Raw genomic sequence first — 15,395 nt, forward strand, 5'->3', positions numbered from 1 at the left:
TCGCTACCACCATCGCGTTGCTGCTGGCGTCAGCCTGCGCACAGGCAAACGTAACGTGCATAATATAGACGTTTATCTTAACAGCCGTGGCGGCGGCACCTGATGAAAAGACGGACTACATCAGGCCGGACCAGGCACGCCGAATTCTGGAGGAAGACGAAAATTACAACGCCATATTTCGGAAAGTCTATGCCTCATGCACATCGCTTTCGCGTGAGGAATTAGAAAAAATAACTGATTCTGAAACCGGCAGGGTGATATATCCGGTTCTGAGTGAGTTATCACTATTTCTGCCACAGAAGGGGGTAACTAAGATAGAAGCCATGCATAAAATCACCGCGCGAAAGGTTATGCTGAAAAAAAACAAGCGGCTAATCTTCATTATAAATAAACTCATACTGACACTTGTTATGTAATAATCATTGATAATTACCTATAGATATTTTTATGTGATGTTATTAATTTTCTTAAGGCCCGATCCTGCCGGGTGCGCTGACTTATCTACTTTTTATTCGGATTAGGTATCAGCCGATTTCCACGGCCGTTTTCAAATAAATTATTGCGATCGCGTTCTCAACGTGGACAATGCTTAACTATGTGCTGCGGTTATATCAACGTAATCAATAATTTCATTTAAGTCACGGGACGGGCAATGGACAGGAACACTCAGGGGTTCGCATCATACTGGCGTAATTCCTTAGCAGATGCCGAGTCTGGCAAAGGGGCATTTGAGCGTAAAGATGCGGATAAATTCACCCGTTGGATGGATATCACCACGGGACGGTTGGATGAGGAGATCGTTTTTGCGTTCTTTGAGGGTGAAGGCGATGCGGTTAAAACGGTCGACGTGCTTTTACGGCCGAATGTCTGGATCCGTCAGCTTCAGCATGGCAAAGAACGGACGGCAGGCGCACCGGGCATTGTCACACCGCTGGTGACCTCCGCGCGACTAAGTCGTGAAGGTTTCTTGTTTCCTAAGGCACCCACCACCATTCCCCGTGACCTGCTTGAACCCCTTCCCAAAGGCACATTCTCGATTGGCGAGATGACTCAGTACGATAAATACAAAACGACGCATAACTCAGCCACCTTGAGTGTTGATGACGAACATGAGCATCGTGAAGAAACGGATGAGCAGCGGGAAGAGCGGCATGCCAGGTATCATCATCAGTGGCAAACATATCTGAAAGAGGCTGACGATCTCTTAAACAACGTCGCCGGACTGTGGTGCACAACCCATGAGCAATACGAACCGGCTGGGTATGGTTATGTTATCAAAGCGAATCAGCCCGGCGGAGCCAGCATCCATATTCTTCCCCTGTACGATCATCTGCTGATGTGTAAAAAAGACGTTCCGTTATTGGCGCGTTTTGCCTCACCGGCTATGCCTTCCTTAAAACCCCTCCTTGCGGCCAATGCAAAGTTCACTGACCGGCTGGGGTACTCCGGGGATGAGTTTCCGCTAGCTGCGGCACAGCGCGACGCCCTGAGCCATTATCTGACCCAGCAGCCGGGTGAAATCCTTGCCATCAACGGCCCGCCGGGAACCGGCAAAACCACCCTCGTTCTCTCTATTATTGCCACTGAATGGGCAAGAGCTGCCCTTAATAAAACTGAGCCGCCAGTGGTGATGGCCACATCAACCAACAATCAGGCTGTGACCAACATTATTGAAGCCTTCGGTAAAGACTTTGCCACCGGAACTGGCGCAATGGCTGGGCGTTGGCTGCCTGAGTTGAAAAGTTATGGCGCTTACTTTCCGTCTTCGGGCCGTAAGGCCGAGGCCGCAAAAAAATACCAGACGGAAGATTTTTTCAATCGCGTTGAGTCTGGCGAGTATGTTGAGGAGGCGCAGACTTTCTATCTTGAAAGGGCTAAAGAAGCATTCCCAGCGGTGGAATGCAGTTCCGTCGAACGCGTCGTGGATCGCCTGCATGAGCGTTTAACCCAGCAGTCCGATCGGCTTAAGCTAATTGAACCCGCCTGGGACAGCCTGAACCGTATTCGTCAGGAGCGAAACGCCATCAGCGAAGATCTCGGGCAGTATATTCAGGACAAAAGCAGGTTACTGCACGACAGCACAGATGAAATCGCGCTGTTAACCCAGGGCAAAAAGCAGTGGCAGCAATATCGCGCCGATGAGTCGATAGTATATGCGTTATTCTCCTGGATCCCCGCCGTTCGCACTAAGCGCCACTACCAGATTAACCTCATACTCGACGCTACTTTTGGCACAAGAATGGCCGCGTTCCAGGGGACTGTGCCGGAAGGGATCGATGCGTATATCGACGGCCTGATTACGCGGTCACAAAAAGAGCAGAGCGACTATCAACAGCAAATCAATCATGCTCAGGACGTTTCCCGACGGGAACGTGAGGCTATCAAGTACTGGGATAGCCTGGCCCGGACGCTGGGATATACAGGCGAAGAGGAACTGAGCCTGGCCGGTGCCGATGAGCTGGCTGATACGCAGATTCGCTTCCCGGTGTTCCTTTTGGCAACGCACTACTGGGAAGGCCGGTGGTTGATGGATATGGCTGCCATTGACAACGTACAGAAAGAAAAGGGCCTAAAAGGGGCGAAAGCGGTTAAGGCCCGCTGGCAGCGGAGAATGAAGCTCACGCCTTGTGTGGTGATGACATGCTATATGCTGCCTCACCATCTGGTCATTAGGGAACATGTTGGTGGGGCGAAGAAATTTGACGATAGTTATTTATATAATTTTGCCGATCTGCTGATTGTCGATGAAGCGGGGCAGGTGCTCCCTGAGGTGGCCGCGGCTTCCTTCGCGCTGGCGAAAAAAGCATTAGTGATAGGCGATACGGAACAGATCGCGCCGATCTGGAACAGTTTGCCCGGTATCGATATGGGCAATATGGTAGAGGAGAACATTCTCCCCGGTGGCACCCAGGAAGAACTGACGGAAGCCTATGCACGGGTATGTGATTCAGGTAAAAGTGCGGCGTCCGGCAGCGTCATGAAGGTGGCCCAGTTTACCTCGCTCTATCAGTATGACCCGGATCTGGCTCGTGGGATGTACCTGTACGAGCATCGTCGCTGCTTCGCTAACATTATCGGCTACTGTAATGCACTGTGCTATCACGGTAAATTACAGCCTAAACGGGGTATTGTAAAAGATAAGCCTTTTCCGGCAATGGGCTATCTGCATATCGACGGTAAAGCCATGCAGACAAACGGTGGGAGTCGTTATAACGCCTTTGAGGCCGGAACGATAGCGGCCTGGCTGGTGGCGCAAAAAGAGGAAATTGAGCGCCATTACGGTGAGCCGCTGCATAAAGTGGTGGGGGTCATTACGCCCTTTTCGGCGCAGGTTAACGCCATCAAAGCGGCATTGCGTAAGTTCGACATTAACTGTAGCGGCGGTGACGATTCTTTGACGGTGGGCACGGTGCACTCCCTGCAGGGGGCGGAAAGAGCGATCGTGCTCTTCTCCCCGGTCTATTCCAAACATGAGGACGGCGGTTTTATCGACAGCGACAGCAGCATGCTGAACGTCGCCGTCTCTCGTGCCAAAGATAGCTTCCTGGTCTTCGGTGATATGGATCTGTTTGAGATCCAGCCAGGCTCTTCGCCACGAGGATTGCTGGCAAAATATCTGTTTGCCTCAGACAGCAATGCATTGCAGTTTGAGTTTCTGGAACGCAAAGATTTAAGCACAGCCCAGACGCAGATCTCTACGCTGCACGGGGTGGAGGAGCATGATGCGTTTCTGAACCAGACCTTCGGCACTATCGGAAAGAACATTACCATCGTTTCTCCCTGGTTGAGCTGGCAAAAGCTGGAGCAAACCGGCTTTCTGACGTCGATGATGCAGGCGCGATCGCGTGGTATTGATATCACCGTGGTTACGGACAGAAATTACAACACTGAACACGCTGATTATCAAAAGCACATAGAGAAAAAGCAGCATCTTCATGCCGCACTGGAAAAGCTGAACGAGATGGGTATTGCGACGAAGCTGGTCAAACGCGTTCACAGTAAAATTGTGATTGGGGACGAGGGGCTGCTGTGTGTAGGGTCATTTAACTGGTTTAGCGCCACGCGAGAAGAGAAATATCAACGGTACGATACGTCAATGGTCTATCGTGGTGAAAGCTTAACAGGTGAAATCAAAACGATTTATTCCAGTCTCCAGCAGCGCCAGTTGTAAGCAAGAGAGGGATAAGGAAGTCGTTGTGGCGTATTTATCACCACATCAGGTTTTACCGCTCAGGCGCGGGATTTTTCTCATCAGTTGGAAGGAACAGCACTGATTGATGGGCAACGTTTGGTGCATTTAATGACCGAAAATTAGGTGAGTGTCTCTTCACGCCTGCTACGCATACCCAAACTGGATAGGGATTATTTCGACTAAAATTAGCGAGAGGGTTTAGTGGCTATAAGCACATTAAACCCTCCGCTCCCGATCGGGCTATACAGGGGGCACACCGCGCTCTCCGCTAAAGTCGGAGCCGAAGAACAGGAAGTTTTTACGACCTGGGCTTACCATCCGCAGCGCATTTTCCGCCAGATTGTTATCTGCCTCTGACTACCCGAAAGCGTTTCTCACAGGTCGCTCATATCTTCCTGATACTGGAAACATTGGCTGGCTGTCGTTGTCAGCGGATATGCGTGGTTAAAATACAGCAAAATTATGTCGTCTTCAGGTACTTTGCACGAATGAGAAAAGAGAGTAACCTCGCACCAGGTGCTATAGTTAAGGTAACAGGATGTCAGCCTGATGCGCGTATTCAAAACTAAATGGTTCAGTAAGGTAGCTAAATCTCACGCGATTAAAGATAGCGAGTTATGCCAGGCTATTGAGGCGGTGATGCAAGGTAGGGCTGACGACCTCGGCGGGGGAGTTTACAAGAAACGGCTGAACCAGAATCGCGATCGCGCCATTATTCTGGCGAAAGGTGGGGAGCACTGGTTTTATACGTTCCTTTATGCCAAACAGGATATGACAAACATTGATAATCGCGAACTGGCCGGATTCCGCGAATTAGCAAAGCACTATGCTGCCCTTGCTGATGAAAAGATTACGGCACTGATTAAGAGTAAAGAACTGGTGGAGATTTGCCATGACTGCAAAAAGTAAATTCAAGAGTCCTGCATTTGAGGCCATCCACAGCGCGGCTTCCGGATTATTCAGCGTCGAAGCTATCCCACAGGAAACGATGCGCAACTTTGATAAAGCCTGCCTTAATAACGTGGACGATCTGCAACCTGTTGAGATTAAAGCATTGCGTGAGAAGCTGAACGTCAGCCAACCGGTTTTTGCCAGTTACCTGAATACCAGTGTGTCAACGGTGCAGAAATGGGAAAGTGGCGTAAAACGTCCTGGTGGTCTGGCGCTGAAACTGCTTACTGTGGTGCAGAAGCATGGGTTGAAAGTGTTGGTTTGATTTATCGGGCTGGTCAATTTAGACGACATATTTTAGGTATATTGACGGGCTGTTTAGTGCCAGGGGCAAACCTAAGCCACAATCAATATAACTTAATGATTGGGTTCTATTAATTAACGGGGAGCTGATCATGATACCTTTAGTGCTCTTCAATATTGATGTTATAGAAATAATATATAATCGTAATCAGTTTGGCTATGAGCTGGCAATGATGGAGGAGCAGTTTATTTAATGGCTAACCATAAACTCACAGCAGGTAAGCAATTAATAGAGGGAATCGTCCAGTTAGGTCGGGTTCTGGGTTATCATGTTGAAAAAGAGTTCCCAGTTGATAAACCTTCATATGGTGAGCCACCAGCCGTTGATGTTGCATGGTTCTCACAAGAGGGAAATCGCTTCCCGCTCTTTATCTTCGAAGTTGAAAGTAAAGCTACCAATGGGATGACAAATAACCCTTTAAAAATTTATGCTCAAGAAAACAGAACATTCGAGAAACCTCTCTTTTTCTTTCATGTTGTCGCACAGGGTGGGACTAGTTCAGCACGACCTAGAAATTTAGAAGCTCTATACGGAAAGCATAATTACAGAATTTACCTTGTTGGTAGCAATTCAGCGAATGATCTTATTAAAGACATTCTAACTCAACATGCTCGTGTAAAAAACGATGTTAGCTATCTAAAGTTGCATAATCTACTTACTTCAGAGCTGTGGGCAGAAAAAGTTAATTGCTCTCAGTTGCTAATAGGTGCGGTTAGTTTAGGACTGTCCAGAATAGAAGTTATTTCTTCGTACATTAAAATAAGTCGTTCCGATTCAAAGATTTTACCTGACTTGGTTAGTTTAATTACAGTCGATTCTAAAAATAATTTCTCCGATACAATTTTAGACTCATACCTTGGTAATCAGTGGTGCATTCCAATTATTACTGCTCTTTTATGTGGACTAAATAAAAACACTGAAAGTTCTAAATGCTGGTCTTCGTTGTTACTTAACTGGCAGAGAAATAGCTCTAACATGCCTATGATTACTCCTGCTTTCGGTTTATCAAGGGATTATGATGAATTCATTTTGGGATGTGCGCCACAGTTAATTACACTTTGCATTGCAATATCCTATAAAGATAAAGACTTGTGCCTTGAGTTTGTTGGGGTTCTTAGTGAGACATTAGACAAAATCGGGTTGTGCTGGGAAGGTTTAAATACCGCAATATATTTGCTTCATATTAGTTCTTCGATAAATTCACATGAATCATTTGAAAAATCCAGGAGATACATTATGAATTTTGATGAATTAGATGAAAAAAATATATTCCACCCTCCATCATGTGTTTCTGTAAGGGAAGGGGAGGTTGAGGAATATTTTCAACATGGCGCCTTAAATGAAATCTCCGGAATAAGAGAGTTCGCCCAGCAATGTAAGGTTAAATATCAGAAAGAAAAAATAAGTAAAGAAGCTATGGCGCTACAAGCACTTGACGATGATTCATATATCTATGAGTGGTCAGCTGATTTGCTTGCAGCACTTTGGTCAACTAGTTGATCAGTTCGGCTGCTAACGAATTGAAGTGATGCCAATGCTTGAAGTAAAAATTCCGCTCTTCTCTCTTAATGGTCCGTCAGATTTAATAATCTATTTTTTATCAAGAAGGCTGATGAAAGCGCTCAATAATTATTAGCTGCCAGCAGCCTGGTCATCGTTATAAGAAGGCGTCTGAGTAATATATTGAGATCCCTAATTATCTGAATCGCCCGTTTGCTGTTACCGAGCGTAATCAGGCCTGATGCGGTGATGTGATTTTTATATGGGCGGGAAAACGTTGGGCTTATCTGGTATTGTACTCGATTTGTTTTCCCGTAAACCGGCTGGCTGGGCGATGTCATTTTTCCCGGACTCTACACTGACAGCGAAAGCGTTGTGCATGGCATGGGAAGCGCGAGGAAAGCCCGCTAATGTGTTGTATCACCTGGACCAGGGTAGCCACTTTACCAGCAGGTATTTCAGACAGTTACTGTGGAGATATTAGATAAAGCAAAGCCTGAGTCGTCGGGGGAATTGTTGGGATAACAGCCCGATGGAACGTTTTTTTAGAAGCGTGAAAACGGAGTGGATGCCAGATAATGGATATGCTAATTTTAGTGAGGCCAGCACAGCGATAACTAATTACATAACGAGATATTACAGCCTGCTCAGACCACATCAATATAATGGTGGTTTGACGCCGAATGAATCAGAACGATTGTTCTGGAAAAACGCTAAAATCGTGGACAGTGTTTCTTGATCACTATAGTCATATAGCCTTTTCAGGCGACGTTCTGTAATCCCCCCAGTCTCGTCCCGTGTAAAATATTACTTTGATCGCATAATTCACTTCCCGGGATAATTTTTATACAAAACGCCAGGGTTCCTGTGTACCATTAGCCACAGTCTTTATGGGTGTTTTAAGGAGAAAACATGACCCATTCAGGAACCGCAGCTGAGGACCCGGTAAATACGCTTAATCGTTATCTTTTGGATTTCCAGCAGCCCGGTATTTATGCGGATGTTGCATCATTTACCGGTGAAGAAACGCTAAGTCAGCCGTACCGCTATGTGATTCGCTTCACCTCGGCAGACAAGGATATCGTGCCTGACGTGGTGATGATGAAACCTGCGGTACTGACTATGCGCAGGCCCACGGCTGGCTGGTCTCGCCACCAGCCGGAGAAGAGTAAGTGGCAAACGTTGCGTGAAGTGCCTGGCGTGATCACTTCACTTTCCCGGCTCTCGAGCAGTCTGGATGAATCGTTTTACGAAGCCATCCTTGAACACCCGCTCACGCTCCTCCGCCACTCTCGCCGCTACGCTATCTACCAGCAAATGTCTGTCCCTGAGCTGGTCAGCAACCTGCTGAAGTCTCACGGCATGGAAGGCTATGAAATTGATATGGAGGGGTTGTCCTGGTCGTACCCTCTGCGCGAAATGATTGTTCAGTGGGGAGAAACGGACCTGGCCTTTATCCAGCGCCTGCTGTCCGAGGTGGGAATAGGGTTCCGTTTCAAACCACATGAAACCGTCAGCAGCGTGACGGTGATGGTATTTGGTGACAGTCAGAGTTCTTATGTTTTCGGGCATAACATTACGACATTGCCGCTATCGGGTATGGTCGGGGAACAACCGACCATCCGAAAAATGATAAGTCATGCCAGTGTGATCCCCGCCGCTGTACGTACCCGCGATTATAACTACCGAATACAGCGCTTCATGCCGCTTGAGTCGGTGGCGGACATCAGCCGGCAGGCTCCCTTCACCACCGGCTGTGATTACCACTATGCGGACATCCAGCATGATGAGGGCGACCGCTGGGAAAGCATCAGCGGGGGACAGGCCGAAACAAGCTGGTTTTACGCCCGCATTCGCCACGAGCGCCATCTGTGTGAACGCATCCGGCTGGAAGCCGTAGCGGATGACCCGACGTTGTTACCCGGTGTGGTGGCCGACATTGATGGTCCGCATCCCGAGGCCTTCTCGCCGGGACTGCTGGTCACCAGCCTGAAAAGCAGTGCATCACGTAGCCACGCTTTCCAGGCTGAGCTGAGTGGCATCCCTTACAGCGAGCTAAGTGCCTTTCGTCCTGAACGACTTCCCCGTCCGATCATTTCCGGCACCGTACCTGCGCGCGTTTCGGGGTTCAGCGATAATGACCGGCTGGCCCGCCCCGACAAAGACGGGCGTTACCGCGTAAAATTCAGCTTTGACCTTGATGAGTGGGACAAAGGACGGGAAAGCATGCCGGTGCGCCTGGCGCGTATCTACGCCGGTGATCGCTTTGGTATTCATTTCCCCCTGCTGGATAACACGGAGGTGGCCGTGGCCTTTGAGGGGGGAGACCCGGAGCGTCCTTATATTGCCCATGTGCTTCACGATGCGCTTAACCCCGATGTGGTTAATGACAGCAACAGCACCCGCAACGTTATCCGCACCCTGGGGCAAAACAAACTCCGGATGGAGGATGAGACAAACCACGAGCATATCAAGCTGGCGACCGGGTACGGTAAATCGCAGCTGAATATTGGGCACATGGTGGACGCCAGCCGCAAGCCTCGCGGCGAAGGGGCAGAGCTTCGCACGGACAAACATGCGGCGCTGAGAGCGGCTGAAGGTATTCTGCTGACCACTTCTGCGCAGCCCGGGGCCAGCGGTAAACAGCTCGATATGGCAGAAATTATCCGGCACCTTGAGCAGGCGCTGAGCATGGCCTACACCCTCCAGTCCAGTGCCGGAAGCGCCGGGGCTGATGCGGTGAACACCGATACACAGCAGAATATGAACCAGGCCCTGTCCGGGCTGGAAAAACCCGGCATTGTCGCCTGGGGAGATGCCGGCATTGCGCAGGCCACGCCGGAAAATATCCAGCTCTCTGCCGGACAGGATGTAGTGGTGACGGCGGGTAATAGTGGCAGCGTCAACATTTTCAAAACGCTGTCACTGGCCGCCGGGCAGGGGATATCGGCGTTTGTTCGCCGGGTGGGTATTAAGCTGATTGCGGCAGGCGGCAATATCACCCTACAGGCCCAGCGCGGCAAGCTGGCTGCACTTTCTGACCAGGATATGCACCTGACCAGCGTCAATGGTGAGATGCAGCTCAGTGCCAAAAACGGACTGTTCCTTCACTGTGGTGGCGGGGGGATCCGCATTCATCCCAGTGGCGGCGTGGAAATCTTCTCCCCAACCCGCATCGAACAAAAATCCCCTGCGCTGAATTACCAGAAAGGGGATACGGCGAAGATTGTGTCTCCCGTTTTTCAGAAAAACCCGCTGGCTCGTCAGGCCCGGCTGTTTCGTGAAGGGGGCCGCAACCACCCGCTGGGCCATCAGGCTTTCCGGGTAAAGAAACCGGATGGCAGCGTGACGGAAGGGGTAACGGATGACAAGGGTTACTCACCCCTGCTGGATATTGCTGAAACGGAGCAGTTCGTTATTACACTCGTCAGGAGTTCTAAATTATGACCAGGGAAAAAACACCGGACCGGGTTTATAACAACCCCGAGCTGGGGAGTTTTATCGGTCTTCAGCGCGATACCGCAGGCGCGATGATATGTCAGGATTTCGCGGTGAAAAGCCCGCTCCCCTGTATTGTTATCCTGGTGCACGGCGTCAATGATGTCGGTGAGGCCTATGAGAATCAGGAGCAGGGCATTGTGGCCGGGCTGAACACGCGGCTGGCAAGAGACGATATGTTTGTGCATCAGTGGGGAGAGATGGCGGGGCTGACCGATCTGAGCGGTGCCCCCAGAAGGATAACGTGCAGCGGCCGCTCGCCCATTATTCCGTTCTTCTGGGGCTACCGTCCCGTTGACCATCAGGCGTATAACGAAGACCAGTGCCGCTACCGGGAGGAAGTCAGAAAACGGGGGCTGGAAACGGTGCTGCCTTACGATGCTTACCAGGAAGATGACCCGGCCCGCCTGCGCAGGCTCAATCCGGAAGGTCGCGGCTACTGCAATGATAATTACGGTAACGTGCTGAACCAGGCGGCGGCAAAAAACGGCGGCCCCTTTGCCAACGCCACCACCTGCATTCCGGATATGCTGGGGCCGGGTGCCAGCGGCGGTGCGATCTGGATGGCTGGGATTTACAGCCGCAAACTGAACGGCGGGGATTTTACCCACCCTATTTATGGCAATCCCCACCGTATTTACCAGTTCTTCGCCGCCCAGCGGCTGGCAGATTTGATACTGGAAATCAGACGAAATCCTAAAACAGAACACGACACCATCAATATTGTGGCCCACAGCCAGGGCACCCTTATCACCATGCTGGCGAACATGCTGGTTAAACAACAGGATAAAGATGTTAATCCCGCAGACTGCGCCATCCTCTGCCATTCGCCCTATTCGCTGGATGACCGTTTTATGGAAAACCCGCTTCCCGGGCGGCAGCAGACCAGCAGGGCTCGGCGGGAAACGCTGCGTAACTTTTGCCGGCTGATGGCCACCAACCCGAAATTTGACCCGGCCGGGCGTTACCACCCTGACTTTGTGAAAGCCATGTACAACGACGGTACGCTGGGGCGTAAACACCACTGGCACAGCGACCCGCGCTACAGCCGCAACAATTACGGGCGGGTATACAACTATTTCTGCCCGGACGATGGCACGGTATCGCTGATGAACGTGCAGGGGATCGGCTGGCGCGGTATTCCTGATGCGTTTGCTGGCGACCTCCCCAATCTTTTTCAGCGCGTCTTTTGCCAGCATTATACCGCTGGCGGTGAGCCTGCCGCGCAGCCCTTTGAAAAGCCCGCGTACCGGGCGGGGGATTTTAAATATGATGGCTGGCCGACCAACGCGGCTTATCCCCTGCACAGTGGGGTGACCATCAATGCGGAAGCGCTGCCGGAGGTGTTTACCTTCACCCTGATGGGCCACGACAACGCGGACGGGATGAAATATAAAGCCGGCGTGCGGGGTGAAGACCGCTATACCGACTATTCAGCCCGGGCGTATGAAGGCGTCTGGCAGGTAAGAGAAACTCGCCCGCTGCTGCGAATTCATGGTTACACCCTGCAGCCGGGGCATGTGCTGACCGCAACGGAACTGAGCGCCGTCAACCTTCACTATAAAACCCGGTTTACCGAAGGACGCGTGGGGGGATCGCGCCAGCGGCCGGAATATTTTCTGCTGCGCAAAAAGAGCGACGAAGAAATTAATGAGATGGAGAAGCATGGCGATCCGGTGAGGTTCAGCCAGCACTCGTCGATTGTGCAGAGTCCGGACGTGCCGGAGAAGGCGATGGCCTATGACCTGGCGACAGGTAACTGTATGGCGTTTGAGGACCGGGAGTTCTGGCAGCGCCTGATCCGCATGGCTGACTGGCGGCACTGGAATAATCCTGATGCGGACACTAAGGGTTATTACAAAACAGGGAAACTTCGAACAGAACGAACAAAAGACTATATGAACAAACCTGATGCGGTTTTACCCACAGGGGAGTTTGGCGTGGTGAATGAATATGCCCCGGCCGTCAGGGTGGAGCCGGCCCGTCACCCGGAAATACACAACCGTGAAATCCCCCTGCCCCAGTGGGATATGCCGGAACCGGCAGGGTATCAGGAGGTCCCGGCAGGGGACGGTGAAAAGGGAGTCTGGGGATGGTAATGCGTAAATCAGGCCGGGTATGGCTGCTGGCGGTGTCACTTTCCCTTCTGACGGGCTGTACCGGCACATTTTCTTTGAAGAAGCCGCAGAAGCCGGTGCAGGTGGTGTATCGCTTTGACGACCACCGCTGGCTGGAGCTGAAGGGCTTTAACTGCGAGGGAGAGCTGTGGTTTGTCGACCAGAAGCGTGGAATTCGCAGTCAGGTTTTTTACCAATTTTATCGCACATTCACCAGGCCTTATTTGAACGTTTCTGAACGGTATATTGCAATCCCCATTTGGGGGGAGGCGGGCATAAGAGTATCCAAAGATTACGGGAGAACATGGCATAGCGCATCAATAACAGGTGAGGAAAAGGATGGAACAAATAAACCCGTTTACGAGAATATCAAATCATTTACCGTCATTAATGATCAGGGCTTCCTGCTGACAAACCAGGGGCATATCTATATGTCCTCGCTGCCGTTTGACGATCCCCGTCTTGAGCCTGGCGGACCGGGAATTGATTACACCATTACCTTCCGGGGAAGAGAGATTGCACATCATATTAATGCCGGTAACCCTGGTATTGGCGGGAATTCTTCAACCTGGGGGCTGAATTACGTGGATCCCCGGATATTGCACAAATTGACCTGGCAGTATTACACCAACTTCCAGAACCTGCCCGATAAGGTGCCGAAAGTGAAAAACTATCGGGGCTGGACGCAGATGCAGTGCGATTTAAATGCCGGGCTGTAGTTGCCCAATATCTGGTACTAATTATTCATTACAGGGAGTTGAGTCTTTATGGTGAGAATTTTATCCACCCCGGCGATGGCAGGCAAAGTATATGGTAAAGCGTAAATCAGGCCGGGTATGGCTGCTGGCGGTTTCACTTTCCATTCTGACGGGTTGTAACGGGTCATTCTCGCTGAAGCAGTCGCTGGCGACTAAACAGAAGCCGGTACAGGTGGTGTATCGCTTTGACGACCATCGCTGGCTGGAGCTGAAGGGTTTTAACTGCGAGGGTGAGCTGTGGTTTGTCGATAAAAATCGGGGTATCAGAAGCCAGATCTGGTCACAATTTTACCGGATATTCACCAAACCCTATATCAATGCCTCTGAGCGTTATATCGCCGTTCCTAGCTGGGATATGACCGGAGCTATGAGTGTATCCAGGGATTATGGTCAAACCTGGCAAACCTCAAGAGCTTATGGAGATGAAGATGATGGTTCAAATAAGCCTGTCTATAACAAAATAAAATCACTGACAGTCGTTAACGACCAGGGCTTCCTGCTGACAAACCAGGGGCATATTTATATGTCCTCGCTGCCGTTTGACGATCCCCGTCTTGAGCCTGGCGGACCGGGAATTGATTACACGATTACCTTCCGGGGAAGGGAGATTGCACATCATATTAATGCTGTGCATCCAGGGGCACGTTCTACCTGGGGACTGAACTATATCGATCCCCGCATCCTGCATCGTTTGGTTGACCAGTATTACACCAACTTCCAGAACCTGCCCGATAAGGTGCCGGAAGTGAAAAACTACCGGGGCTGGACGAAGATGCAGTGCGATTTAAGCGCCGGGCTGTAGTTGCCCAATATCTGGTACTAATTATTCATTACAGGGAGTTGAGTCATGATGGTGAGAATTTTATCCACCCCGCCGATGGCAGGCAAAGTATATGGTAATGCGTAAATCAGGCCGGGTATGGCTGCTGGCGGTTTCACTTTCCCTTCTGACGGGTTGTAACGGGTCATTCTCGCTGAAGCAGTCGCTGGCGACTAAACAGAAGCCGGTACAGGTGGTGTACCGTTTTGACGACCACCGCTGGCTGGAGCTGAAGGGCTTTAACTGCGAGGGAGAGCTGTGGTTTGTCGACCAGAAGCGTGGAATTCGCAGTCAGGCGATGTCTCAATTTTACCGGATATTCACAAAGCCTTATATCAACGCCTCAGAACGCTATATTGCTGTTCCCGGATGGAGTATTAGTGCTGGCGTGCTGGTTTCAAAAGATTATGGACGAACATGGAATCGTGCCCCTGTGAAATTTAAAGGAGAAGAAGATGATGGTTCAGATTCTCCTGCCTATGACAATATCAAATCACTGACAGTCGTTAACGACCAGGGCTTCCTTCTGACAAACCAGGGGCATATTTATATGTCCTCGCTGCCGTTTGACGATCCCCGTCTTGAGCCTGGCGGACCGGGAATTGATTACACCATTACCTTCCGGGGAAGGGAGATTGCACATCATATTAATGCTGTGCATCCAGGGGCGCGTTCTACCTGGGGACTGAACTATATCGATCCCCGCATCCTGCATCGTTTGGTTGACCAGTATTACACCAACTTCCAGAACCTGCCCGATAAGGTGCCGGAAGTGAAAAACTATCGGGGCTGGACGCGGATGCAGTGCGATTTAAACGCCGGGCTGTAGTTGCCCAATATCTGGTACGAATTATTCATTACAGGGAGTTGAGTCTTTATGGTGAAAGGCGTTATCCGTTTTGGCGATGGCCTGACAAAGGGAGGTACTGTCACGGGTGCCAGTGGCGAAGTATTTGATGGTAAAACAGTGATGTTGCAGGGAGACAGTGCTTTCTGTGCGGTTCACGGAAAAACGCTAGCTGCAGAAGGGCACCCCTCCTGGATGATGAACGGGCGTAATGTGGTGGTGGATCAATGCCATGCGCAATGTGGCTGTGCATTTATTTCATCATTGCCCGAGGCTGGAGCCAGCTAAATGAAGTATTTCTGGAAAATCCCCCCTGACTATAAGGGGTTGCCTGAGCCACATATCTCGCGTGTTATCGTCATCGTCTGCTGTATCCTGGCAGCAGTTTTCGCTCTGACGATCGGAGTG

General features: G+C 50.6%; 10 protein-coding genes and 3 pseudogenes. 12 read left to right on the forward strand and 1 reads right to left on the reverse strand.

The features are described 5' to 3' along the window. Positions 1–652: 652 nt before the first annotated feature. Positions 653–4,171, forward strand: coding sequence for an AAA domain-containing protein (locus AC4PCC_RS02580; RefSeq protein ID WP_492126286.1), 3,519 nt, complete (start codon positions 653–655; stop codon positions 4,169–4,171). Positions 4,172–4,198: 27 nt separating this feature from the next. Further along, positions 4,199–4,315: pseudogene (locus AC4PCC_RS02585) on the forward strand (restriction endonuclease); the annotation flags it as partial. Between the two features lie 132 nt (positions 4,316–4,447). Here the strand turns inward: AC4PCC_RS02585 and AC4PCC_RS02590 are convergent. Further along, positions 4,448–4,549, reverse strand: a pseudogene (locus AC4PCC_RS02590) (IS66 family transposase); the annotation flags it as partial. A gap of 192 nt (positions 4,550–4,741) precedes the next feature. Here AC4PCC_RS02590 and AC4PCC_RS02595 point away from each other — a divergent pair. The 10 genes and pseudogenes from AC4PCC_RS02595 to AC4PCC_RS02640 all read left to right on the forward strand — a co-directional run bounded on the left by AC4PCC_RS02595 (position 4,742) and on the right by AC4PCC_RS02640 (position 15,275). Then, positions 4,742–5,101, forward strand: coding sequence for a type II toxin-antitoxin system RelE/ParE family toxin (locus AC4PCC_RS02595; protein ID WP_492126287.1), 360 nt, complete (start codon positions 4,742–4,744; stop codon positions 5,099–5,101). Beyond that, positions 5,085–5,408, forward strand: a complete 324-nt coding sequence (locus AC4PCC_RS02600) for a helix-turn-helix domain-containing protein (RefSeq protein WP_492126288.1) — start codon at positions 5,085–5,087, stop codon at positions 5,406–5,408. The genes AC4PCC_RS02595 and AC4PCC_RS02600 overlap by 17 nt, the downstream gene beginning before the upstream one ends. Positions 5,409–5,639: 231 nt before the next feature. Then, a complete protein-coding gene (locus AC4PCC_RS02605; protein ID WP_492126289.1) occupies positions 5,640–6,947 on the forward strand; it encodes a hypothetical protein in 1,308 nt (435 codons plus the stop codon). A 128-nt stretch (positions 6,948–7,075) separates the two neighbouring features. Continuing rightward, positions 7,076–7,686 (forward strand): annotated as a pseudogene (locus tag AC4PCC_RS02610) (IS3 family transposase); the annotation flags it as partial. Positions 7,687–7,859: 173 nt separating this feature from the next. Further along, positions 7,860–10,394 (forward strand): type VI secretion system Vgr family protein, encoded by a 2,535-nt coding sequence (locus tag AC4PCC_RS02615; RefSeq protein WP_492126290.1) that lies wholly within the window; start codon positions 7,860–7,862, stop codon positions 10,392–10,394. Next, positions 10,391–12,544, forward strand: coding sequence for a T6SS effector phospholipase Tle3 domain-containing protein (locus tag AC4PCC_RS02620; protein ID WP_492126291.1), 2,154 nt, complete (start codon positions 10,391–10,393; stop codon positions 12,542–12,544). The genes AC4PCC_RS02615 and AC4PCC_RS02620 overlap by 4 nt, the downstream gene beginning before the upstream one ends. Further along, positions 12,544–13,281 carry a T6SS immunity protein Tli3 family protein gene (locus AC4PCC_RS02625; protein ID WP_492126292.1) on the forward strand — a complete coding sequence of 246 codons (738 nt, stop codon included), beginning with the start codon at positions 12,544–12,546 and terminating at the stop codon, positions 13,279–13,281. Before AC4PCC_RS02620 ends, AC4PCC_RS02625 begins: the two co-directional genes overlap by 1 nt. 91 nt (positions 13,282–13,372) lie before the next feature. Further along, the gene (locus AC4PCC_RS02630; RefSeq protein ID WP_492126293.1) at positions 13,373–14,122 is read left to right on the forward strand and encodes a T6SS immunity protein Tli3 family protein; all 750 of its coding nucleotides are present in this window, start codon (positions 13,373–13,375) and stop codon (positions 14,120–14,122) included. 91 nt (positions 14,123–14,213) lie between these two features. Then, positions 14,214–14,969: a T6SS immunity protein Tli3 family protein gene (locus AC4PCC_RS02635; RefSeq protein WP_492126294.1), complete on the forward strand. Its 756-nt coding sequence runs from the start codon at positions 14,214–14,216 to the stop codon at positions 14,967–14,969. Between the two features lie 48 nt (positions 14,970–15,017). Then, positions 15,018–15,275, forward strand: a complete 258-nt coding sequence (locus AC4PCC_RS02640) for a PAAR domain-containing protein (protein WP_492126295.1) — start codon at positions 15,018–15,020, stop codon at positions 15,273–15,275. Positions 15,276–15,395 lie beyond the last annotated feature (120 nt).

The sequence above is a fragment of the Erwinia sp. L03-1 genome (genome assembly GCF_058686115.1).

Bases quoted from the DNA above. Each gene is read 5' to 3' on its own strand.
- AC4PCC_RS02600 (WP_492126288.1), top strand. From the start codon at position 5,085: ATGACTGCAAAAAGTAAATTCAAGAGTCCTGCATTTGAGGCCATCCAC.
- AC4PCC_RS02620 (WP_492126291.1), top strand. From the start codon at position 10,391: ATGACCAGGGAAAAAACACCGGACCGGGTTTATAACAACCCCGAGCTG.
- AC4PCC_RS02580 (WP_492126286.1), top strand. From the start codon at position 653: ATGGACAGGAACACTCAGGGGTTCGCATCATACTGGCGTAATTCCTTA.
- AC4PCC_RS02605 (WP_492126289.1), top strand. From the start codon at position 5,640: ATGGCTAACCATAAACTCACAGCAGGTAAGCAATTAATAGAGGGAATC.
- AC4PCC_RS02630 (WP_492126293.1), top strand. From the start codon at position 13,373: ATGGTAAAGCGTAAATCAGGCCGGGTATGGCTGCTGGCGGTTTCACTT.
- AC4PCC_RS02640 (WP_492126295.1), top strand. From the start codon at position 15,018: ATGGTGAAAGGCGTTATCCGTTTTGGCGATGGCCTGACAAAGGGAGGT.
- AC4PCC_RS02595 (WP_492126287.1), top strand. From the start codon at position 4,742: ATGCGCGTATTCAAAACTAAATGGTTCAGTAAGGTAGCTAAATCTCAC.
- AC4PCC_RS02615 (WP_492126290.1), top strand. From the start codon at position 7,860: ATGACCCATTCAGGAACCGCAGCTGAGGACCCGGTAAATACGCTTAAT.
- AC4PCC_RS02635 (WP_492126294.1), top strand. From the start codon at position 14,214: ATGGTAATGCGTAAATCAGGCCGGGTATGGCTGCTGGCGGTTTCACTT.
- AC4PCC_RS02625 (WP_492126292.1), top strand. From the start codon at position 12,544: ATGCGTAAATCAGGCCGGGTATGGCTGCTGGCGGTGTCACTTTCCCTT.